This window comes from Streptomyces sp. NPDC048002 (genome assembly GCF_040653275.1).
In the GTDB taxonomy this organism is placed as follows: Bacteria; Actinomycetota; Actinomycetes; order Streptomycetales; family Streptomycetaceae; genus Streptomyces.
Genome location: NZ_JBEZNL010000032.1, coordinates 42,294 through 61,884, shown reverse-complemented (window position 1 = coordinate 61,884; position 19,591 = coordinate 42,294). Strand labels below are relative to the sequence as shown.

At 74.3% G+C, this 19,591-nt stretch carries 18 protein-coding genes and 1 pseudogene; 11 read left to right on the top strand and 8 right to left on the bottom strand.

Features of this window, described 5'->3' with window-relative positions; translation table 11 throughout:
• Positions 1–73: 73 nt before the first annotated feature.
• The 3 genes from AB0E07_RS29850 to AB0E07_RS29840 are packed head-to-tail and all read right to left on the bottom strand — an operon-like array spanning position 74 to position 2,546.
• Positions 74–799, bottom strand: coding sequence for an enterobactin synthetase (locus AB0E07_RS29850; protein WP_362258972.1), 726 nt, complete (start codon positions 797–799; stop codon positions 74–76).
• 14 nt (positions 800–813) lie between these two features.
• Positions 814–2,292 carry an AMP-binding protein gene (locus AB0E07_RS29845; protein WP_362258969.1) on the bottom strand — a complete coding sequence of 493 codons (1,479 nt, stop codon included), beginning with the start codon at positions 2,290–2,292 and terminating at the stop codon, positions 814–816.
• Complete coding sequence (locus AB0E07_RS29840; protein WP_362258967.1) at positions 2,292–2,546, bottom strand: acyl carrier protein; 255 nt, start codon at positions 2,544–2,546, stop codon at positions 2,292–2,294. Before AB0E07_RS29840 ends, AB0E07_RS29845 begins: the two co-directional genes overlap by 1 nt.
• A gap of 330 nt (positions 2,547–2,876) precedes the next feature.
• On the opposite strand from AB0E07_RS29840, the gene paaA reads away from it, so the two are divergent.
• The 9 genes and pseudogenes from paaA to kynU all read left to right on the top strand — a co-directional run bounded on the left by paaA (position 2,877) and on the right by kynU (position 10,597).
• The gene (paaA, locus tag AB0E07_RS29835) at positions 2,877–3,914 is read left to right on the top strand and encodes a 1,2-phenylacetyl-CoA epoxidase subunit PaaA (RefSeq protein WP_362258964.1); all 1,038 of its coding nucleotides are present in this window, start codon (positions 2,877–2,879) and stop codon (positions 3,912–3,914) included.
• A complete protein-coding gene (locus AB0E07_RS29830) occupies positions 3,911–4,228 on the top strand; it encodes a 1,2-phenylacetyl-CoA epoxidase subunit B (RefSeq protein WP_362258961.1) in 318 nt (105 codons plus the stop codon). The genes paaA and AB0E07_RS29830 overlap by 4 nt, the downstream gene beginning before the upstream one ends.
• The gene (paaC, locus tag AB0E07_RS29825) at positions 4,221–5,072 is read left to right on the top strand and encodes a 1,2-phenylacetyl-CoA epoxidase subunit PaaC (protein WP_362258957.1); all 852 of its coding nucleotides are present in this window, start codon (positions 4,221–4,223) and stop codon (positions 5,070–5,072) included. Before AB0E07_RS29830 ends, paaC begins: the two co-directional genes overlap by 8 nt.
• Positions 5,069–5,569 carry a 1,2-phenylacetyl-CoA epoxidase subunit PaaD gene (gene paaD, locus AB0E07_RS29820; RefSeq protein ID WP_362258954.1) on the top strand — a complete coding sequence of 167 codons (501 nt, stop codon included), beginning with the start codon at positions 5,069–5,071 and terminating at the stop codon, positions 5,567–5,569. The genes paaC and paaD overlap by 4 nt, the downstream gene beginning before the upstream one ends.
• An 8-nt stretch (positions 5,570–5,577) precedes the next feature.
• Positions 5,578–6,672, top strand: coding sequence for a 2Fe-2S iron-sulfur cluster-binding protein (locus tag AB0E07_RS29815; RefSeq protein ID WP_362258951.1), 1,095 nt, complete (start codon positions 5,578–5,580; stop codon positions 6,670–6,672).
• A 124-nt stretch (positions 6,673–6,796) separates the two neighbouring features.
• Entirely contained in the window at positions 6,797–7,573 is a 777-nt protein-coding gene (locus AB0E07_RS29810) for an SDR family oxidoreductase (protein WP_362258948.1), read from the top strand.
• A 71-nt stretch (positions 7,574–7,644) separates the two neighbouring features.
• Positions 7,645–8,496 carry a tryptophan 2,3-dioxygenase family protein gene (locus tag AB0E07_RS29805; RefSeq protein ID WP_362258945.1) on the top strand — a complete coding sequence of 284 codons (852 nt, stop codon included), beginning with the start codon at positions 7,645–7,647 and terminating at the stop codon, positions 8,494–8,496.
• A pseudogene (locus AB0E07_RS29800) lies at positions 8,483–9,280 on the top strand (alpha/beta fold hydrolase); the annotation flags it as partial. The gene AB0E07_RS29805 and the pseudogene AB0E07_RS29800, both read left to right, overlap by 14 nt.
• 84 nt (positions 9,281–9,364) lie before the next feature.
• Positions 9,365–10,597 carry a kynureninase gene (kynU, locus tag AB0E07_RS29795; RefSeq protein WP_362259018.1) on the top strand — a complete coding sequence of 411 codons (1,233 nt, stop codon included), beginning with the start codon at positions 9,365–9,367 and terminating at the stop codon, positions 10,595–10,597.
• Between the two features lie 64 nt (positions 10,598–10,661).
• On the opposite strand, the gene adh is transcribed toward kynU, so the two are convergent.
• The 5 genes from adh to xylB all read right to left on the bottom strand — a co-directional run bounded on the left by adh (position 10,662) and on the right by xylB (position 17,421).
• Positions 10,662–12,185 carry an aldehyde dehydrogenase gene (adh, locus tag AB0E07_RS29790; protein ID WP_362258942.1) on the bottom strand — a complete coding sequence of 508 codons (1,524 nt, stop codon included), beginning with the start codon at positions 12,183–12,185 and terminating at the stop codon, positions 10,662–10,664.
• A 223-nt stretch (positions 12,186–12,408) separates the two neighbouring features.
• Positions 12,409–13,725: a GAF domain-containing protein gene (locus tag AB0E07_RS29785; RefSeq protein ID WP_362258940.1), complete on the bottom strand. Its 1,317-nt coding sequence runs from the start codon at positions 13,723–13,725 to the stop codon at positions 12,409–12,411.
• 71 nt (positions 13,726–13,796) lie between these two features.
• Positions 13,797–14,411 carry an N-acetylmuramoyl-L-alanine amidase gene (locus tag AB0E07_RS29780; protein WP_362258937.1) on the bottom strand — a complete coding sequence of 205 codons (615 nt, stop codon included), beginning with the start codon at positions 14,409–14,411 and terminating at the stop codon, positions 13,797–13,799.
• Between the two features lie 307 nt (positions 14,412–14,718).
• On the bottom strand, positions 14,719–15,927 hold the full coding sequence (locus tag AB0E07_RS29775) for an ROK family transcriptional regulator (protein ID WP_362258934.1): 1,209 nt from the start codon (positions 15,925–15,927) through the stop codon (positions 14,719–14,721).
• A 48-nt stretch (positions 15,928–15,975) separates the two neighbouring features.
• Positions 15,976–17,421 carry a xylulokinase gene (gene xylB / locus AB0E07_RS29770; protein WP_362258932.1) on the bottom strand — a complete coding sequence of 482 codons (1,446 nt, stop codon included), beginning with the start codon at positions 17,419–17,421 and terminating at the stop codon, positions 15,976–15,978.
• 156 nt (positions 17,422–17,577) lie between these two features.
• Between xylB and xylA the strand changes: the two genes are divergently transcribed.
• Both xylA and AB0E07_RS29760 read left to right on the top strand, forming a co-directional pair.
• Entirely contained in the window at positions 17,578–18,744 is a 1,167-nt protein-coding gene (xylA, locus tag AB0E07_RS29765) for a xylose isomerase (RefSeq protein WP_362258929.1), read from the top strand.
• A 350-nt stretch (positions 18,745–19,094) separates the two neighbouring features.
• On the top strand, positions 19,095–19,574 hold the full coding sequence (locus AB0E07_RS29760) for a hypothetical protein (RefSeq protein WP_362258926.1): 480 nt from the start codon (positions 19,095–19,097) through the stop codon (positions 19,572–19,574).
• Positions 19,575–19,591: the final 17 nt, after the last annotated feature.

Genomic DNA, 19,591 nt, shown 5'->3' with positions numbered 1-19,591 from the left:
TCGCCCGGCGGTCGGGCGGGGCAGGGGCTTGCTTCGTGGGTGGCTCGGCGAGCGGCGCGCCCTGGGCCGGCGGTCAGCCGGCGCCCGCGGCCATCACCACGCTCAGGACGCCCGGCCCGACGGCGAGCACCCGGACCCGTACGACGGGGCTCCCCGCCCAGGGGCGGCCCGCGCCGTCCCGGGTCCGGACCCGCAGGCCGCCCGCGCCACCGGGCCCGGCCCGCAGATCGCGCAGGGTGCCGGGGTCGGTGCCGGGGTGGCCGCCCGCCGGGGTCCGCGCGGCCCGCGGCCCGAGCAGGGCCTTCCACGCGGCCTCCTTGGCGGAGAACAGGGCCGTGACGGACCACTCGCGCAACAGGTGCTCCTCGTCCGCGCGCAGCACCAGCCGGGCCGCCCCCGGCGGCAGCGGGCACAGTTCCAGGTCGCAGCCGAGCGGGGTGTCGCGGCCGGGCGCACGGGCCACCGCGAGGGCGACGCCCGCACTGTGCGAGATCGAGGCCGCCCGGCCGGGCGGGAACAGCGGCAGTCGGCCCGCCCGGGGCACGTCCCCGCAGTCCAGCCCGACCGCGCGGAGCGCACGGCGTGCGGCGAGCCGGCCCGCGAGGAACTCGGACCGGCGGCGCGCGGGCATCGACGAGAGCGCGGCCGACTCGCCGGGCCCGGCGGGTGCCAGCCCCGGCTCGGTGCCGAGCGCGACGCCCGCACCGAGTCCGGCGGCAGACAACTCCGCTCCCAGCAGAGCCAGTTGAGCGACCACGAGCGGGCCGGGCCCGGACCCGGCCGCCGGGACGACCGTCACGGGGCGCTCGGGGTTCAGGCCCGCAGCAGCTTCTTCATGATCTTCCCGGCGGGGTTGCGGGGCACCTGCTCGATGAACTCCACCCGTCGCGGCCGCTTGTAGGGCGCGAGCAACTGTGCGACATGAGCGAGGAGGTCCGCGGACCGGGTGTCCGGCTCGGCCACCACGTACGCCAACGGCACCTCGCCGTAGTCCGCGTCCGCCGTTCCGACGACCGCCGCGTCCCGCACCGCCGGGTGGCTCATCAGGGCCCGCTCGATCTCGGAGGGGTAGACGTTCTGGCCGGCCCGGATGATGAGGTCCTTGGTGCGGTCCACCAGGTGGATCCGTCCGGCCTCGTCCACGAACCCCAGGTCGCCGGTGCGGATCCAGCCGTCGAGCAGGATCTCCCGGGTGGCCTCCGGATCGTTCCAGTAGCCCTGCATCACCCCGGGCCCGCGCACCACGATCTCGCCGATCTCACCGCCCGGCACCTCCGTCCCGTCCGTTCCCACCGCGCGGGCGGACATGCCGGGGACCACCCGTCCGCAGGGGATGCGGGCGGCGCCGTCACCGGGCGAGGGGTGCTCGTCGGGACCCAGGGTCACGAACGGGCCGCCGACCTCCGTCATGCCGTACACCTGCCGGAAGCCGCAGTCCAGGCGCTCTGCGGCCTCCTCGTACACGTCAAGGGGCATGGGGGCGGCGCCGTAGAGGATCTCCCGAACGGTCGACAGGTCGGTGCGGTCCGCGCCCTTGGCCTGGAGCATGAAGCGCAGCATCTGCGGGACCAGCCACATGTGCGTCGCCCGGTGGCGTTCCACCGAGGCGAGCGCCCGCTGAGGGGTGAAGCCGGGCATGAGCACGATGGTCGCGCCGACCGCCATGTAGGTGAGCGAGACGGTCATGCTGCCGTGGTACAGCGGACAGCAGTTGACCATCACGATGTCGTCGGTGGGCCGGGCCGACACGAGCCAGCCCAGGGCGATGGCACGGAACGAGCCGCTGTCCACCGTGACACCCTTGGCCTGCCCGGTGGTCGCCGAGGTGTGCAGCACGGCCACCGGATCGGTGTCCGCCACGGCGGGAAGCGCGACCCGCGGCGCCGTACCGCCCAGCTTCTCGAACTCCGGTGCGTCCAGCGCCGTCCTGGTCCGTACGCACGCGGGCAACTCCACGTGCCGGTCCAGGAGTTCGGACTCGCCCACGATCGCGACCGCGCCGACCCGGGCCACGATCCCGGTGACCTCCGGCACGGTCAGGCTGTGGTTCAGCGGCACGAACAGCGCGCCGAGCCGGGCGAGCGCGAAGTAGGTCTCCAGCACCTCGATCCGGTCCTTGGACAGCACGGCGACCCGGTCACCGGGCTCGATGCCCGACTCGGCGAGCCCGTGGGCCAGTTCGAGCGTACGGTCGTGGAACTGGCGCCAGGTGACCGAGCGTCGCTCGTCGATCAGCGCCGTACGCTCCGGGAAGCACTGCCGGTTGCGTTCCAGCAGCTGGGTGAGCCACATCAGGCACCGCCACCCGCGCCGGCCGCCGACCGCTCGGACACGAAGCGCTCGTAGTCGGCGATCGTGCGCAGGGTCTCCATGTCGTCGGCGGTGATCTCCACCCCGGCCCGCTGCTCCAGCAGCAGCACCAGCCGCACCAGGTCCCCGGAGTCGATGCCGCTCGCGGCGAGGTCGACGTCGTCGCCGATCCGCCCGGCGTCCGCGTACTCCTCCGTGCCGGTCAGCTCGACCAGCAACTCCCTGACGGTGCTCATCGGTTACCCCTCTTCGCCTTGCCGGACCGGTCGCCGGGCGGATCGCGCCGCGTCCTCCGCCCGTCACCGGAACAAGAGGCGACCGCACCGGGCCGCAATCCGCGCGACCCCTGTGACGCTTGTCACGCAACCGGCCCGACGGTCCGGGGGATTGCGCCCCCTCCGCGGGGCCTCTTTACCGAGACGGAGGCCACGCCCGACCCGCCGGGCGAGGCGTCCGCCCCGGTGGCCGGAGGAGGATCGGAGAGTGATGTCGGTGCTCAGGCGAGAGGACCGCTGCGGGGGCGCGCACGTCCCCCACCCGGGTCGGACCGGGCGGGGAGGAACGGCATGAGCGCGGCACCGCCCGCCGGCCCCGCGCACCTCGGCGAGGACGAGGCGCTGGAACGGTTCGAGGCACGCGTCGGCGCCGGCGAGGCCGTCGAACCCCGCGACCGGATGCCAGACGGCTACCGCCGCATGGTGCTCCGCCAACTCGCCCAGCACGCCCACTCCGAGATCATCGGCATGCAGCCGGAGGGCGCCTGGCTCACCCGGGCCCCCTCCCTGCACCGCAAGTCGGTGCTCATCGCCAAGGTCCAGGACGAGGCCGGCCACGGCCTGTACCTGTACTCCGCCGCCGAGACCCTCGGCGTGGACCGGGCCGACCTGCTGGACGCCCTGCACGAGGGCCGCCAGCGCGCCTCGGCCACCTTCAACCACCCGGCGTTGACCTGGGCGGACACCGGCACCATCGCCTGGCTGACGGACGGCGCCGCCGTCATCAACCAGGCACCGCTGTGCCGCACCTCGTACGGGCCCTACGCGCGGGCGATGCGGCGCGTCTGCCAGGAGGAGTCCTTCCACGTACGCCAGGGCTACGACCTGATCCGCGCCCTGTGCGAAGGCACCCCGGCGCAGCGGGAGATGGCGCAGGACGCGGTGAACCGCTGGTGGCTGCCGGCCGTGGCGCTGATGTTCGGGCCGCCCGACACCGAGGCCGGCGGCGCCGTCTCGCGCACCGCGGCGGTCGGCGCCGCCGTCTCGCGCCGCTCCATGGCCTGGGGCATCAAGCAGCACAGCAACGACGAACTGCGCCAGCGCTTCGTCGACACCTGCGTCCCGCAGGCCGCCCGTCTCGGTCTGACCCTGCCCGATCCGGCGATCCGCTGGAACGAGGAGCGCGGCCACCACGACTTCACCCCGGTCGACTGGGACGTCTACCGGGGGGCGCTCGGCGAGGACACCCACTGGGCCCGCCGGCGCGTCGCCCACCGGCGTGCCGCGCACGAGGACGGGGCCTGGGTACGGGAGGCCGCCGCGGCGTACGCGGCCCGCACCGGGGACGGCGCCGGGCCCGGCGCCGGCCGGACGGAGGTGCGCGCATGAGCGGCCCGCGGCCCGAGGGCGCCCCCGCGTCCTGGGAGGTCTTCCTGCGGCCCCGGCGCGGGCTCGCCCACCACCACGTGGGCTCGGTGCGCGCCTTCGACCCCGACACCGCCCTGCTGCGCGCCCGCGACCTGTACACGCGCCGCGGCGATCCGCTGTCGCTGTGGGTGGTCCGCTCCGACGCGGTGCACACCGCGTCCCCCGACGAACACGACCCCTACTTCGCGGGCGCCCGGCACAAGCCGTACCGCTACCCGCACTACTTCCCCCCGCTCTCCACCGAGAAGGGCCCGGACGGTGACCCCGATGAGTGACACGACGGGCACCGGAACGATCACCGGGACGGTCAGCGGTACGGTCAGCGGGGCGGTTGCCGGGGCGGTCACCGAGGCGTCCGGCGTCCGGCCCGACGCCCTGCTCGCCGTCCAACTGCTGCGCCTCGGCGACGACGCACTCGTCCTCGGGCAGAGGCTGTGCCGGTGGATCACCCGGGCGCCCACCATCGAGGAGGACCTGGCGCTGTCCAACATCGCACTGGACCTCGTCGGCCACGCCCGGATCCTGCTCACCCTCTCCGGACGCCTCGACGGCACCGGTCGCGACGAGGACGACCTCGCCTTCGCGCGGACCGACCGCGAGTTCACCAACCTGCTCCTCACCGAACTGCCCAACGGCGACTTCGCGGCCACCGTCGCCCGCCAACTCGCTTACACGCACTACGCGGTGGCGTACTACGAGGCGCTCGGCGGCTGCACCGACCCCGAACTCGCCGCGTTCGGAAGGCGGGCCGCCCAGGAGGTCGCCTTCCACCGGCTGCACGCCGACACCTGGACCGTACGGCTCGGACTCGGCACCGCCGAGAGCGCCCGCCGCATGCAACAGGGTCTGGACCTGGTGTGGCCGTACACGGCGGAACCCTTCGACGAGGACGACGTGGTCCGTGCCCTCGCCGCCGCCGGCGCCGTGCCCTCACCGGCCCCGCTGCGGACCCGGTGGGAGGAGAGCACCGCGGCGGTGATCTCCCGGGCCGGACTGACCGTGCCGGCGCCCCGCTGGCAGGCCCGGGGCGGCCGGGCGGGCCTGCACAGCGAGGAGTTCGGACCGCTGATCGCCGAACTCCAGTCGGTGCGGCGCCAGTTCCCCGGAGGCACCTGGTGAGCGGACGTACCCGACGTGCGGCAGCCGAGGTCCGGGCGCGCGTGGAGGCCGTACCGGACCCCGAACTGCCCTTCCTCACCCTCGGTGACCTCGGGGTGATCGGAGCCGTCGGCCCCGGAGCCGACGGACGCATCGAAGTGGAGTTCACGCCCACCTACCTGGGCTGCCCGGCGCTGGTCGCCATGGCGGCCGCGATCCGGGACGTCCTGACGGACTGCGGCCACCCGGACGGACGGGTACGGCAGGTGCTGTCCCCGGTGTGGACGACGGAACGCATCAGCGCGGCCGGCCGGAAGGCGCTCGCCGCCCACGGCATCGCACCGCCCGTGCCGGAACCGGGGGACGGTCCGGTGCTCGTGCGGCTCACCGGGGTGCCCTGCCCGCACTGCGGGTCCCGGGCCACCCGGCCGCACAGCGCCTTCGGCCCGTCCCGCTGCCAGTCGGTGCTCCACTGCACCGCCTGCCACGAGCTGTTCCCCCACCTGACCGCGCTGTGAGGCCCCGCGTGAACTCCGTCGTCCCGGCCGGTGCCCGCCGGCGCACCGACCGCCACCGGCTCCCCGTCACCGCCGTCCAACGGCTCACCGAGGACGCCGTCGCCGTCACCCTCGGCGTCCCCGAGGCACTCCGGGACACCTTCGCCCACCGGCCGGGCGAGCACGTCATCGTCCGGCACCACCGCGCGGACGGGGAACTGCGCCGCAGCTACTCGGTGTGCCCCCCTCCCGGCGACCCCGGTGCGCTGCGGCTGGTGATCAAGCGGGGCTCCCCGGACGGCTTCGGCGCGCACGCGCTGACCGCGCTGAAGGCCGGCGACCACCTCGAACTCACCCCGCCCGGCGGCACTTTCGCGCTGCCCGAGCGGACCGGAGGGCACCATGTGCTGATCGCGGGCGGCTCCGGTGTCACCCCACTGGCCGCCATGGCCGCGGGCGCGCTGCGCGACGACCCGGACTGCCGGGTCTCCCTCGTCCACTCGGTGCCCACCGCCGCGGAGGCGCTGCTCGCCGACGAACTCGCCCTGCTCAAAGACGCGTTCGTGGACCGGTTCACCCTGCTGCACGTCCTCACCCGGGAGGCGGGCGCGGCCCTGGCCGGCCGGATCGACGCCGCCGGTCTGGCGCGCCTGCTCGCGGCCCTGGACGCCCGGCCCGGTCCCGGCACCACCTTCGCGCTGTGCGGGCCGGCCGGCCTCACCGACACGGTCCGTACGGCCCTGACGGAGGCGGGAGCCGCTCCCGAGGAGATCCGCTCCGAACTGTTCACCTCCGGCGGCGTCCCGGCCCCCGTGCCGGTGCCCGGGGCTCCGCCCACCGCGAACGCCACCCGGATCACCGCCCTGTACGACGGGCACCGCCGGGTCGTCACCGCCCGGCCCGGCGAACCGACGCTGCTCGACGCGCTGCTGCGCGACCACCCGGACGTCCCGCACGCCTGCCGCGAGGGCATCTGCGGCAGCTGCCGCGCCAAGGTCGTCACCGGCGAGGTCGTCACCGGCGTCCAGTACGCCCTGGACGGCGCGCAGTTGGCCGCCGGCTACACCCTCACCTGCCGCGCCAGGCCCCTGGGTGCCGAGGTCACCGTCGACTTCGACACCTGACGGCACCCGGCCCGCGGTCCACACCGGCCGGCCCCGCCACCCCCGCGGGTCGCACCAACCCGACCCCGTCACTCCGCCCCTCCGTCACTCCGCACCTCCGTCACTCCGGCAGAAGGAGAGCAAGATGACCAACTCCCCTCGTCTCGCGGGCAGGACCGCCCTGGTCACCGGAGGCAGCCGCGGCATCGGCCGGGCGATCAGCCGCCGGCTCGCCCGTGAGGGAGCCCTCGTGGCGGTCCACTACGGGCACGACGCCGAAGCCGCCGCCCGCACCGTCAAGGAGATCGAGACCGACGGCGGACACGCCTTCCCGGTCCACGCCGAACTCGGGGTGCCCGGCGACGCCGACGCCCTCTGGACCGCCTTCGACGAGGCACTCGCCCGCCAGGACGCCGAACCCGGCCTGGACATCCTCGTCAACAACGCCGGCATCACCGTTCCGCGCGGGATCGCCGAGATCACCGAGGACGACTACGACCGGGTGTTCGCCCTCAACGCGAGGGCGCCCTTCTTCATCGTGCAGCGCGGCCTGCGACGGCTGCGGGACGGCGGCCGGATCGTCAACGTCTCCTCCGCCGCCACCCGCGTCGCCCTCCCGCCGATCGTCGCCTACACCATGACCAAGGCCGCCCTCGACCACCTCACCCTGTCCCTCGCCAGGGAGTTGGGAGCGCGGGGCATCACGGTGAACAGCGTCGCGCCCGGCTACACCGACACGGAGATCAACCCGACCCTGGCCGTCCCCGAGATCCGCCGGCGCTACGAGGCGGCCTCCGTCTTCGGCCGGCTCGGCGCCCCCGCCGACATCGCCGACATCGTGGCGTTCGTGGCGAGCGACGACGCCCGCTGGGTGACCGGCCAGTGGATCGACGCCTCGGGCGGTGTCCACCTCGGCCCGTGAGCCCCGCGCCCGCCGCCGGGCGCGGACCTTCCCGCCGTAGCGCCCGCCGCAGTCATCAGGAGACCCCCACCATGAAAGACGGCACGTCCGCACCGGCCCCGCAGGCCGCGGACGACACACTGACCCGGCCCTTCGACGGCCCCAGCCCCTACGACACCTATGTGCGCGCGTCCGTCCTCAACCACCTCCAGCAGCCCCTCACCGAGGCACCCGACGAGATGGGGTTCGTCGTCACCACCCAGGTGATGGAACTGTGGTTCACGCTGATCGTCCACGAGTGGCGCACCGCCGGGACCGCCTTCGCCAAGGACGACCTCGACGCCGCCACCGACGCCCTCACCCGCAGCCGCCGCGCCCTGACCGCCCTCAACGCCACCTGGGCGCCGCTGGCCTCCCTGACACCCGCCCAGTTCAACGGCTTCCGGGCGGCGTTCGGCAGGGCGTCGGGCTTCCAGTCGGCGATGTACCGGCACCTGGAGTTCCTCCTCGGCGACAAGTCCGAGGCGATGCTCGGGACGCACCGCGGTGACCCGGTCGCGCACGAGGCGCTGAGCGAGACCCACCGCCAGCCCTCCCTGTACGACGAGGTGCTGGGCTATCTCCACCGGCAGGGCCTGCCGGTCCCGGCCCACGTACGGGAACGGGCCGCGACCGCGCCCTACGAGGCGGACCCGGGCGTCGTCGAGGTGTGGAGGCGGATCTACGCGGGCCCGCAGCACCATCCGCTGCTCGCCCTCGGCGAACTGCTCACCGACATCGCCGAACTCGTCCTGCGCTGGCGCTTCGACCACGTCATGGTGGTCCGCCGGGCCATGGGCGCCAAGAGCGGCAGCGCCGGTTCCACGGGACTCGCGTGGCTCGAACAGCGGGCCACGCGCCCGGTGTTCCCCGAACTGTGGGAGGTCCGCGGTGCCGTCCAGTGAGATCTCGGCCTTCGCGGCGGAGGAGGAGCGGCGGGTACTGAGCCTGAAGCCGGTCCTCGCCCCGGTCCAGGGCCGCTACGGCGACCACCCGCACCAGCGCTACGACGCCTGGCCCGCCCAGGACCCGAGCGCCCCGCTGGTCATCCTGCTGCACGGCGGCTACTGGCGCTACGACCGCACCCACCTCACCCCCTTCGCGGCCTGGCTCGCGCGGCAGGGTTTTCATGTGCTGCTGCCCGGCTTCCGCCGCTCCGGCGGCGCCGGCGGCTACCCGGAGACCTTCGACGACGTCGCCCGGATCGTGGACACGCTGCCCGAGGGCCGGCCCCACCTGCTGGCCGGGCACTGCTCCGGCGGCCACCTCGCCCTGTGGTGCGCGGCCCGCGGACTCCTTCCCGAAGGCTCCCGGTGGCACACCACGACCCTCCCGGCCGGCGTCCTCGCGCTCGCCCCGATCACCGACCTCACCGCCACCCGCCGGGACGACCTCAGCGAGGGGGCCGCGCTGCAACTCCTCGGCGGGGAGGACGTCTTCGAGGCCCGGCTGCCCGAGACCGACCCTCTCACGCTGCTGCGCGGAACCGGTACCACCGGGGTGCCGACCGTGCTGCTGCACGGTGCCGCGGACGAGGAGGTCCCGCTCACCCAGTTCGCCGACTACACGGCCGTGCACGAGGACCTCCGGACGGTCGTGCTGCCCGGCACCGGCCACTACACCCTCATCGAGCCCGACGCCCCCGGCGCCCGCGCGGTCGCCGCCACCCTGTGGGAGATGTCCGAGGCCCTCGACTCCCGGCCCCGGTCACCGCTGCCGCCCCGGCCGGGGAGCCGGGGGACGTCCGGGCCTCTCGCGTCCGCCACCGGCTCTCTGTCCGGCCGGGCCGCCCGAGCCGACGCCGAGGACGCTCTGGCGCCGCTCGCCAAACGCTTCCTGCTCCCCGAAGGCGTCATCTACCTCGACGGGAACTCCCTCGGACCGCTGCCCGCCGCCGTCGAGCCCGCCCTGGCGGACGCCGTGGCACGCCAGTGGGGCACCGGCCTGATCGGCTCCTGGAACGAGCACGGCTGGTGGGAGGCGCCCCTGCGGATCGGCGACGCCATCGGCCGCCTGGTCGGCGCGGCGCCGGGCCAGACGGTGGCGGGGGACTCCACCAGCGTGCAGCTGTACACCGCGCTGGGCGCGGCCACGGCGCTGCGGCCCGACCGGCCCCTGCTGGTCACCGACCCCGGCCACTTCCCCACGGACCGCTACCTGGCCGAGGCGGTGGCCCGCCTCCGGGACGGCACGGAGGTGCACCGGGTCGCCCCGCACGACCTGGACCGGTTCCTCGCCGCACACGGCACGCGGGTGGCCGCGGTCAGCTACTCACCGGTGGACTTCCGCACCGGCGAGCTGTACGACATGGCCGCCCTGACCGAGGTCACGCACCGGGCCGGCGCGGTCGTGGTGTGGGACCTGTGCCACGCGGCGGGAGCGATGCCGCTGCACCTGGACGCCCTGGACGTCGACCTCGCCGTCGGCTGCGGCTACAAGTTCCTCAACGGCGGCCCCGGCGCCCCCGCCTGGCTCTACGCCGCACGTCGCCACCACGACGTCCTGGACACGCCCCTGACCGGCTGGAACGGCCACGCGGACCCGTTCGCGATGGACCCGGACTACACGCCGGCTCCGGGCGTGGCCCGCGCCCGCATCGGCACGCCGCCCGTCCTCTCCCTGCTGGCCCTGGAGGCCGCCCTCACCGTCTTCGAGGACGTGGACCTGGAACAACTGCGCGCCAAGAGCCTGTCGTTGACGGAGTTCTTCCTGGACTGCGCCGAGGAACTCCTCACCCCCCTGGGCGTCACCCCGGTCACTCCCCGCGAGGGCGCCCGCCGGGGCAGCCACGTGGCACTGCGCCACCCGCACGCCCACGGCCTGGCCCGCGCCCTGGCGGACCGGGGCGTGGTCGTCGACAGGCGCCCGCCGGACCTGCTCCGCTTCGGCGTCAACGCGCTCTACACGACCCACACCGAACTCCTCACCGCCGCCGAGCGCCTGACGACGATCCTCCGCGACTCGGCCTACGACCCCACGCCCCCACCCCCGGGCCGGGTCACGTGAACACGGCCGAAGGCCGCGCCCACGGCGACGCACGGGCGTCGCCGTGGGCACGGCCGCTCACCGCTCAGAAGAACCCGAGCTTCCTGGGGGAGTAGCTGACCAGGAGGTTCTTCGTCTGCTGGTAGTGCTCCAGCATCATCTTGTGCGTCTCGCGGCCGATGCCCGAGCCCTTGTAGCCGCCGAACGCGGCGTGCGCCGGGTAGGCGTGGTAGCAGTTGGTCCAGACGCGGCCCGCCTGGATCGCCCGCCCGGCACGGTAGGCGGTGTTGGCGTCCCGGGTCCACACGCCCGCGCCCAGCCCGTACAGCGTGTCGTTGGCGATCTTGATGGCGTCGTCGAAGTCGTCGAAGGAGGTCACCGAGACCACCGGGCCGAAGATCTCCTCCTGGAAGATCCGCATCCGGTTGTTGCCCTCGAAGATCGTCGGCTGGACGTAGTAGCCGCCCTTGAGTTCGCCGTCGTGCTCGACGCGCTCCCCGCCGGTGAGGATGCGGGCGCCCTCCTGACGGCCGATGTCCAGGTAGGAGAGGATCTTCTCCAACTGGTCGTTGGACGCCTGGGCGCCGATCATCGTGTCCGTGTCGAGCGGGTGGCCGGTCTTGATCAGCTCGGTGCGGGCGACCGCCGCCTCCATGAACTCGCTGTAGTGGGCCCGCTGGACGAGCGCCCGCGAGGGACAGGTGCACACCTCGCCCTGGTTCAGCGCGAACATGGTGAACCCTTCGAGGGCCTTGTCGCGGAAGTCGTCGTCGGCCCGCCAGACGTCCTCGAAGAAGATGTTCGGGGACTTGCCGCCGAGTTCGAGGGTCACCGGGGTGATGTTCTCCGAGGCGTACTGCATGATCAGCCGGCCGGTCGTGGTCTCACCGGTGAACGCCACCTTCGCCACGCGCGGGCTGGACGCCAGCGGCTTGCCCGCCTCCACGCCGAAGCCGTTCACCACGTTGACCACGCCCGCCGGCAGCAGGTCGGAGACGAGGCTCAGCCAGTAGTGGATGGAGGCCGGGGTCTGCTCGGCCGGCTTGAGCACCACCGCGTTGCCCGCGGCGAGGGCCGGGGCGAGCTTCCACACCGCCATCAGGATGGGGAAGTTCCACGGGATGATCTGCGCGACCACCCCGAGCGGCTCGTGGAAGTGGTACGCCACCGTGTCGTCGTCGATCTCGCCGAGCGACCCCTCCTGCGCGCGGATCGCCCCCGCGAAGTAGCGGAAGTGGTCGATGGCGAGCGGGATGTCGGCCGCGAGCGTCTCGCGCACCGGCTTGCCGTTCTCCCAGCTCTCGGCGACCGCCAGCCGCTCCAGGTTCGTCTCCATCCGGTCGGCGATCTTCAGCAGGATGTCGGAGCGTTCGGTCACCGAGGTCCGGCCCCAGGCCGGGGCGGCCGCGTGCGCCGCGTCCAGGGCCCGCTCCACGTCCTCCGCCGTGCCCCGCGCGATCTCGGTGAACGGCTGCCCGTTCACGGGGGAGGGGTTCTCGAAGTACTGCCCCCGGAGCGGCGGCACGTACTCACCGCCGATGAAATGGTCGTAGCGCGCCTGGTAGGAGACGATCGCGCCCTCGGTGCCGGGTGCCGCGTAACGGGTCATGCCGGTCTGCCTCCCTGCTGCGGTGCTGCCCGCCGTTGGACAGCGCTCGCCGCGAGGCTAGGCAGCGGGAGGTTGCAAGGACGTTGCGCGGAGCCGGGTGAAGGACGTCGCGCGCGGCCGGGCGAAGGACGTCGCGCGGGGCCGGGTGAAGGATATTGCGGGGCCGGGGGCGCGACCGTCGACATCGCGGGCCCGGGGTGCCGGCCCGCCGACACCCCGGTGTTCAGCGTGGCGCCCGGACCCGGGGAGCCGCCAGCTCCGACTCCAGCGCGGCGAGCCGTGAGCGGACCGTGGCCGTCGGGCGTACGGCGGCCAGGGCATGCCACACGTCGAGGTCGTCCTCGCCCCACGGCGCGTGCGCCCAGTCCGCCAGCAGGTCGGGGTCCCGGCGCGCGATCAGCGCCGAGCGCACTCCGTCGGCGAGCCGTTGCCTGACCCGCACCACCGCCGGTGCCTGGGAGCCGGGCAGCAGCGGACCCGTGTACGCCGTCGCCGCCGCGCTGACCGCCCCGGCGGCCAGCCGCCGCTCGACCACGGACACGTCGCACTCGACGGGCACGGTGAGCCGGTAGGGCCGCGAGGCGAGCAGCGCCGGGCCCAGGGTCCTTCGCAGCCGCGCCAGTTCGGCCCGCAGGGTCACCGGGGTCACCGACTCGTCCTCGTACAGCGCGCAGAGCAGCTCGTCGCCGGTCAGGCCCTCCGGATGGCGGGCCAGCAGGACGAGGATCTCGCTGTGCCGACGGCTGAGCCGGATCCGGCGGCCACCGGTGGTCAGTTGAGCCTCGTCACGGCCGAGCGCGGACAGCTCGTGCGTGTCGGCCGCCGGCCCCGCCGGTTCGAGCAGGGCCAGATGGGACTCGGCCGCCCTCGCCACCGCCTGGACGAAGCCGAGACTGTGCGGGTGCGCCAGCCCGTCGCCGCCGGTGATGTCGACGGCTCCCAGCACCCGCCCGGTGCGCGGGTCGTGCACCGGTGCCGCCGCGCACGTCCAGGGCTGCACCCGCCGGATGAAGTGCTCGGCCGCGAAGACCTGGACCGGCCGGTCGACCGCGACCGCCGTGCCCGGAGCGTTCGTTCCGACCGCCGCTTCCGACCAGCGGGCGCCGGGCACGAAGTTCATCCGGTCCGCCTTCCGCCGCGTCGTCGGATGTCCTTCGACCCACAGCAGCCTGCCGTGTTCGTCGCACACCGCGAGCAGGTGTTCCCCGTCCGCCGCGAACGAGCCCATCAGCTCACGGAACAGCGGCATCACCCGGGCCAGCGGATGCTCCGCGCGGTAGGCGGCCAGGTCACTGTCCAGGAGTTCCACGCTCGCCGTCCCGTCGGGCCCCACGCCCGCTCTCGCGGAACGGCGCCAGGAGTCGGCCACCACGGCGCGCACCGGCTTCGGCACCGTTCCCGCCAGGGTGAACGTCTCGTGCGCGCGGCGGAGCGTCCGCGCGCGTTCGGCAGGGTCGGCCCCCGGCTCCAGGGCCACCCACGGATCGGTCAACTGGGCCTCCCCGGACGGCGATGCGATGGCGATGCCATGTGGGGACATCGTCACTCCGAGTCCGGGCCCGGACAACCTTTTCGACCGCCGTCACCCGGACGGCTGACGCGCCGGCCCGTTCAGGCGGCTCGGACGAGTTCCATGTATCGCCTCCAGTCCCAGTGCGGTCCGGGGTCGGTGTGATCGGTACCGGGCACCTCGTGGTGGCCGATGATGTGCCTCCTGTCCCTCGGGATGCCGTGTCTGGCGCAGATCGCCGCGGTCAGCGCGGCCGACTTCGCGTACAGGGGGTCGGTGAACCAGGCGGGGCGGTCCACCCAGCCCTCGTGCTCGATGCCGATGCTGCGGGTGTTGTGGTCCCAGTCGCCGGCGTGCCAGGCGATGTCCGATTCGCGCACGCACTGCGCCACGTGCCCGTCGGAGGAACGGACGAGGTAGTGCGCGGACACCTTCTTCGCCGGGTTGCCGAAGACGTGCAGGGTGTTGCGGTAGTCGGTCTGCGTGACATGGATGACGACGAGGCCGATGGCGTGGTCCACCGGACGGCCGGCGGCGGTGTAGTTGGCCGGGTTCGCGGGCTGCCACTCGGCGGAGGGGTGGTCGGGGCCCGGTATGTGGGCGCCCGCCCGCGGCTCGGGGAGCAGGGCGTAGGGAACGGCGGCCAGTGCCGCGCCCTTCAGCAGCAGTCGTCTGCCGCCCTGCCCTGTGCTGGTCGGTGGTCGGTCCCGTTGCATGTGAGGTGGTGCCTCTCGGTTGCGGACGAAGCAGTTGAGGCAGCAGTTGAGGTGGTGCCTCTCGGTCGCGGACGGAGCAGCTGCGGATGACGGCCGGTCGGCGGGGCGGAGGCGCCGACCGGGTGCGGGGCGGGGGCCTCGCGTGGATCACGTTACGGCGTGCGGGGGTTGGCCGTCCGAGGACGCCGTCGGTCCGTGGACAGTGCCCGGGGTGTGGAAAACTCGGCCACCCGCAGGAGTGAACGGGGCCGTGGGGAGGGGCGGTTCCGGGTGCCCGGAGTGTGGACTTCCGCGAGCGCGTCCGCCCTCAGCCCCGTGCCGCGACCGCCGCCGGATCGTCCAGTACGCCCCGCACCACCGAGTGCGCGGCGCCGAGCAGCGGACCCTCCGGGCCCAGCCGGGACACCGAGACCGGGCACGCCGCGCCCGCGGTACGGCCGTTCAGCTCGGCCTCCAGTGAGGGGAGCAGCCAGGGGGCGAGCCCGGCCAGCGCGCCGCCGAGCACCACGTTCTCGGGGTCGAGCAGGTTCACCGCACCGGTCAGCGCGATGCCGAGGGCGGCGCCCGCGTCGCGCAGCGCGCCCCGTACCTCCGCGTCCCCCTCGGCCGCGCGTCCGGCGAGCAGGCCGACCCGGTCCTCGCCCGGTTCCAGTCCCGCGGCCCGCAGCACCGCCTCCTCCCCGGCGTACTGCTCCAGACAGCCGCGCCCGCCGCACGGGCACGCGGGCCCCTCCGGCCGTACCGGCACGTGCCCCAGTTCGCCCGCGAATCCCCGTGTCCCGCGCAGCAGTTGCCCGTCCACCACGACGGCGGCGCCGATGCCGATCTCCGCCGACACGTGCAGGAAGTCGCGCGGGGTCCCCTCGCCGAGCCAGAGTTCGGCCAGCGCCCCGAAGTTCGCCTCGTTGTCCACGGTCGGCGGGCAGGGTTCGGGCAGCAGCGCCCCGAGGTCGACGTCGTGCCATGCGAGGTTCGGCGCGCGCACCACCGTGCGGCCGTCGCGGGCCACCAGACCGGGCACGGCCACCGCGAACCCCGCGGGCCACAGCCCCTGTAGTGCGGCCTCCGCGACGACGCCGTGCACCAGTTCGGTCAGTTCCCGGATCACGGGCTCGGGGGAGCGGCCGCGGTTCGCGCCGTACCGCACGGCGCTCGCCCGGACCTCGCCCCGGAGATCGACCGCGCACACCGCGAGGTGGTCGACACCGATCTCGGCGCCGAGCCCGGCCGGGCCGCGGGCACTGACCGCCAGGGCGGAACCGGGCCGCCCCACACGGCCGGGCCGCTCGGGGCCCAGCTCCTCCAGCAGGCCCGAGCGGATCAGCTCGTCGACGAGGGTCGACACCGCGGCCCGCGTCAGTCCGATCCGCGAGGCGACCCCGGCCCGGGAGAGGGGGCCCTCGGCGCTGACGGTGTGCATCACCCGGGCCAGATTGCGGCGGCGCATGCCCTGCTGGGTGTCGGGCAGCGCGCGTCCGGGACCGGACGGATGGGGTTCGTGCTGCGGTGCGGTCATGCCTCCGTCAGTCCTGGGTCGGGGTGCGTGCGGTCGCGGAGCGGGCCGTCACCGGGCCGGTGAGTCCCGTTCCAGCAGGGGTCCCGCGTCGGAGAGTACCCCGGCGATCCGCGCCAGGGTCGCCTCGTCGCGCTCGACGGCGTCCAGCACCGGTCCCGCGGCCGTGTTCCAGCGCCGGGCGACGGCCGCCGGATCCTCGCCGGTCAGCAGGCCGGCCGCCTGGGCGGCGGCGCCGAGCGCCACCAGTTCCCTCGCCTCGGGCACCTGGACGGGACGGCCCGAGAGGCGGCGTACGGTCTGCTGCCAGGCGGTACCGCGGGCGCCGCCGCCGATCAGCAGCAGCGGGGCCGAGCGGTCCGCGTCCGCGTCGAGCACCAGGTCCAGCGCGCCGAGCAGGGAGTGCACGGCGCCGTCGTAGGCGGCCTGGAGGAGCTGGCCGGCGGTCGTGTCGTGGCGCAGGCCCGTCAGCAGTCCCGAGGCGCCGGGCAGGTTCGGGGTGCGTTCGCCGTCCAGGTAGGGCAGGAGCGTGAGGTCCGCGGTGGGTTCCACGGCCTCGCGGTCCAGGCCGAGCAGGGCCGCCACGCGGTCGACGGCGAGGGTGCAGTTCAGGGTGCAGGCGAGCGGCAGCCAGTCGCCGTGCGCGTCGGCGAAGCCCGCGACCGTGCCGGTCGGGTCCGCGGGCCGGTGCCTGGCCACGGCGTACACGGTGCCGGAGGTGCCGAGGCTGAGCACCGGGGTGCCGGGGCGCAGGCCCAGGCCGAGCGCGGCGGCGGCGTTGTCGCCGGTGCCGGCGGCGACCAGGGTTCCCTTGGAGAACGGCAGGTCGTGATGGGTGCGCACGGTGCCGGCGACCTTGCCCGGCCGCACCACGCGGGGCAGCAGCGCGGGGTCCAGGCCCACGTGCGCGAGGGTCTCCTCGTCGTACGCCTCCGTCCCGGACGCCCACCAGCCCGTGCCGGAGGCGTCACCGCGGTCGGTCGTGCCGAGGCCGGTGAGGCGCTCGGTGAGGTAGTCGTGGGGGAGGCGGACGGACTTCGTCGCCCGGACGGCCTCCGGTTCGTGCTCGGCCAGCCAGGCCCACTTCGTCACCGTGAAGGAGACGCCGGGCACGCTGCCGGTGCGTTCCGCCCAGCCTTTGGGGCCGCCCAGCTCCTCGACGAGCCGGCGGGCCTGCGGGGCGGAGCGGACGTCGTTCCACAGGATCGCCGGGCGGACCGGTTCGCCCCGCTCGTCCATCGTGACCAGGCCGTGCTGCTGCCCGCCGATCGACACCGCGGCCGCCTCGCGCGCGGCGTCACCGCACTGGCGCAGCGCCTCGCACAGGGCGTCCCACCACTGGCGGGGGTCCGATTCGCGGCCCGCCCCCGAGGACACCGTGTGCGGGGCCTGGCCGCTCGCGACGACCTCCCCGGTGGCCGCGTCCACGACGAGGGCCTTGGTCGACTGGGTGGACGTGTCCACGCCGACGACGAGCGGTCCTTCGGCTGCTGACATCCGGCTCTCCTCCTGTGCGGCTCGGGTTCCCTGCGGCTCGTGTCCTTACCCGCGGACAGCTGTTCTCTTCCCAGGGACGCGAGGGCATACTAATTTGTAAAGCGCCATGACGAAATAGTCGGCAGCAAGCATTCGGAGCACGCAAGGAGCCGCGGCATGAACTACCAGCCCACCCCCGAGGACAAGTTCACCTTCGGCCTGTGGACCGTCGGCTGGCAGGGACGGGACCCCTTCGGCGACGCCACCCGGCGCGCCCTCGACCCGGTCGAGACGGTGCAGCGCCTGGCCGAGCTGGGCGCCCACGGCGTCACGTTCCACGACGACGACCTGATCCCCTTCGGATCCTCCGACACCGAGCGCGAGGCGCACGTCAAGCGCTTCCGGCAGGCCCTGGACGCCACCGGCATGACCGTGCCGATGGCCACCACGAACCTCTTCACGCACCCCGTCTTCAAGGACGGCGCGTTCACCGCCAACGACCGCGACGTGCGCCGCTACGCCCTGCGCAAGACCATCCGCAACATCGACCTGGCGGCCGAGCTGGGCGCGAGGACGTATGTCGCCTGGGGCGGCCGCGAGGGCGCCGAGTCCGGCGCCGCCAAGGACGTGCGCGTCGCCCTGGACCGCATGAAGGAAGCCTTCGACCTCCTGGGCGAGTACGTCACCGAGCAGGGCTACGACCTGCGCTTCGCCATCGAGCCCAAGCCCAACGAGCCGCGCGGCGACATCCTGCTGCCCACCGTCGGCCACGCGCTCGCGTTCATCGAGCGCCTGGAGCGCCCCGAGCTGTACGGGGTGAACCCCGAGGTCGGCCACGAGCAGATGGCCGGGCTCAACTTCCCCCACGGCATCGCCCAGGCCCTGTGGGCGGGCAAGCTCTTCCACATCGACCTCAACGGCCAGTCCGGCATCAAGTACGACCAGGACCTGCGCTTCGGCGCCGGCGACCTGCGGGCCGCCTTCTGGCTCGTCGACCTGCTGGAGAGCGCCGGCTACGCGGGGCCGAAGCACTTCGACTTCAAGCCGCCGCGGACCGAGGACCTGGACGGCGTGTGGGCCTCCGCCGCGGGCTGCATGCGCAACTACCTGATCCTCAAGGAGCGCGCGGCCGCCTTCCGCGCCGACCCGGAGGTGCAGGCGGCGCTGCGGGCCTCGCGGTTGGACGAGCTGGCGCAGTCCACCGCGGCCGACGGCCTCCAGGCGCTGCTCGCCGACCGCGCCGCCTTCGAGGACTTCGACGCCGAGGCGGTCGCCGCGCGCGGGATGGCCTTCGAGCAGCTCGACCAGCTGGCCATGGACCACCTGCTGGGCGCCCGTGGCTGACCCGGCACACGCGCCGGGCTGACTCGCAGGGCTGACTCGCCCCGCTGACACGTCCGGCTGACCCGCCGGGTTGCCTTGTCCGGTTGACTCGCTGGGCTGACCCGCCGGGTTGCCTTGTCCGGTTGACTTGCCGGGTTGACCCGGCCGGTGTGCCCGCGGTGCCGCGCGCCGGGCGTGCCCTTCGGGGCGGCGTCCCGCGCGTGGCACTCCGGAGTGCGCGCCGCGACGCGGGGCGCGCGGCGTGTCGTGCGCCGCGCAATGCCGCGGAATCATGCGGTCCGTGACATCGCCGGGTATCAACTTCCGCGAGCTGCTCGCGTGATCGCCGCCCGGGGGCGACGCTGGGCGGTATGGCCATTCCGCCCGTACCGCCTCAGCCCCCCGGGCCGCCGCCGGGGGACACACCGCCTCCGGGTGGTGGTTACGGACCCCCGACCGGCGGCTTCGGCCCGCCCCCGGACGACGGGCCGCCGCCTTACGACGGCACGCCCCCGGACGACGGCCCGCCCGGAGGGGGTCCCGGGAGGCGGTTCAACCCGCTGCTCGCCCTGTTGGCGGTGCTGGTGGCCGCCGGGGCCGTCGCCCTGGTGGTGATGCTGGCCTCGGGCGGCGACGACTCGCCCGGGGAGAACCCGGGCCAGAGCAGCGCGAGCCCTTCGGCGAGGCCTTCGTTCAGCATCCCCACCGAACTGCCCAGCGAGCTGCCGAGCGAACTTCCCAGCTCGCTGCCGTCGGGGTTCCCGACCGAGCTGCCGAGCGACCTGCCGAGCGATCTGTCCAGCGCGATCGAGTCGTTGCTGCCCGACCTCGACGACGTGGACCTGCCCTGAGCCGGCATCGGACCTGG

Excerpts from the sequence above, each read along its gene's own strand:
- AB0E07_RS29840 (WP_362258967.1), bottom strand. The coding sequence starts at position 2,546 with ATGAGCACCGTCAGGGAGTTGCTGGTCGAGCTGACCGGCACGGAGGAG.
- paaA (WP_362258964.1), top strand. The coding sequence starts at position 2,877 with ATGAGCGCGGCACCGCCCGCCGGCCCCGCGCACCTCGGCGAGGACGAG.
- AB0E07_RS29775 (WP_362258934.1), bottom strand. The coding sequence starts at position 15,927 with ATGACCGCACCGCAGCACGAACCCCATCCGTCCGGTCCCGGACGCGCG.
- AB0E07_RS29805 (WP_362258945.1), top strand. The coding sequence starts at position 7,645 with ATGAAAGACGGCACGTCCGCACCGGCCCCGCAGGCCGCGGACGACACA.
- AB0E07_RS29810 (WP_362258948.1), top strand. The coding sequence starts at position 6,797 with ATGACCAACTCCCCTCGTCTCGCGGGCAGGACCGCCCTGGTCACCGGA.
- AB0E07_RS29845 (WP_362258969.1), bottom strand. The coding sequence starts at position 2,292 with ATGTGGCTCACCCAGCTGCTGGAACGCAACCGGCAGTGCTTCCCGGAG.
- xylB (WP_362258932.1), bottom strand. The coding sequence starts at position 17,421 with ATGTCAGCAGCCGAAGGACCGCTCGTCGTCGGCGTGGACACGTCCACC.
- paaC (WP_362258957.1), top strand. The coding sequence starts at position 4,221 with ATGAGTGACACGACGGGCACCGGAACGATCACCGGGACGGTCAGCGGT.
- xylA (WP_362258929.1), top strand. The coding sequence starts at position 17,578 with ATGAACTACCAGCCCACCCCCGAGGACAAGTTCACCTTCGGCCTGTGG.
- AB0E07_RS29785 (WP_362258940.1), bottom strand. The coding sequence starts at position 13,725 with ATGTCCCCACATGGCATCGCCATCGCATCGCCGTCCGGGGAGGCCCAG.
- AB0E07_RS29830 (WP_362258961.1), top strand. The coding sequence starts at position 3,911 with ATGAGCGGCCCGCGGCCCGAGGGCGCCCCCGCGTCCTGGGAGGTCTTC.
- AB0E07_RS29780 (WP_362258937.1), bottom strand. The coding sequence starts at position 14,411 with ATGCAACGGGACCGACCACCGACCAGCACAGGGCAGGGCGGCAGACGA.
- adh (WP_362258942.1), bottom strand. The coding sequence starts at position 12,185 with ATGACCCGTTACGCGGCACCCGGCACCGAGGGCGCGATCGTCTCCTAC.
- AB0E07_RS29760 (WP_362258926.1), top strand. The coding sequence starts at position 19,095 with ATGGCCATTCCGCCCGTACCGCCTCAGCCCCCCGGGCCGCCGCCGGGG.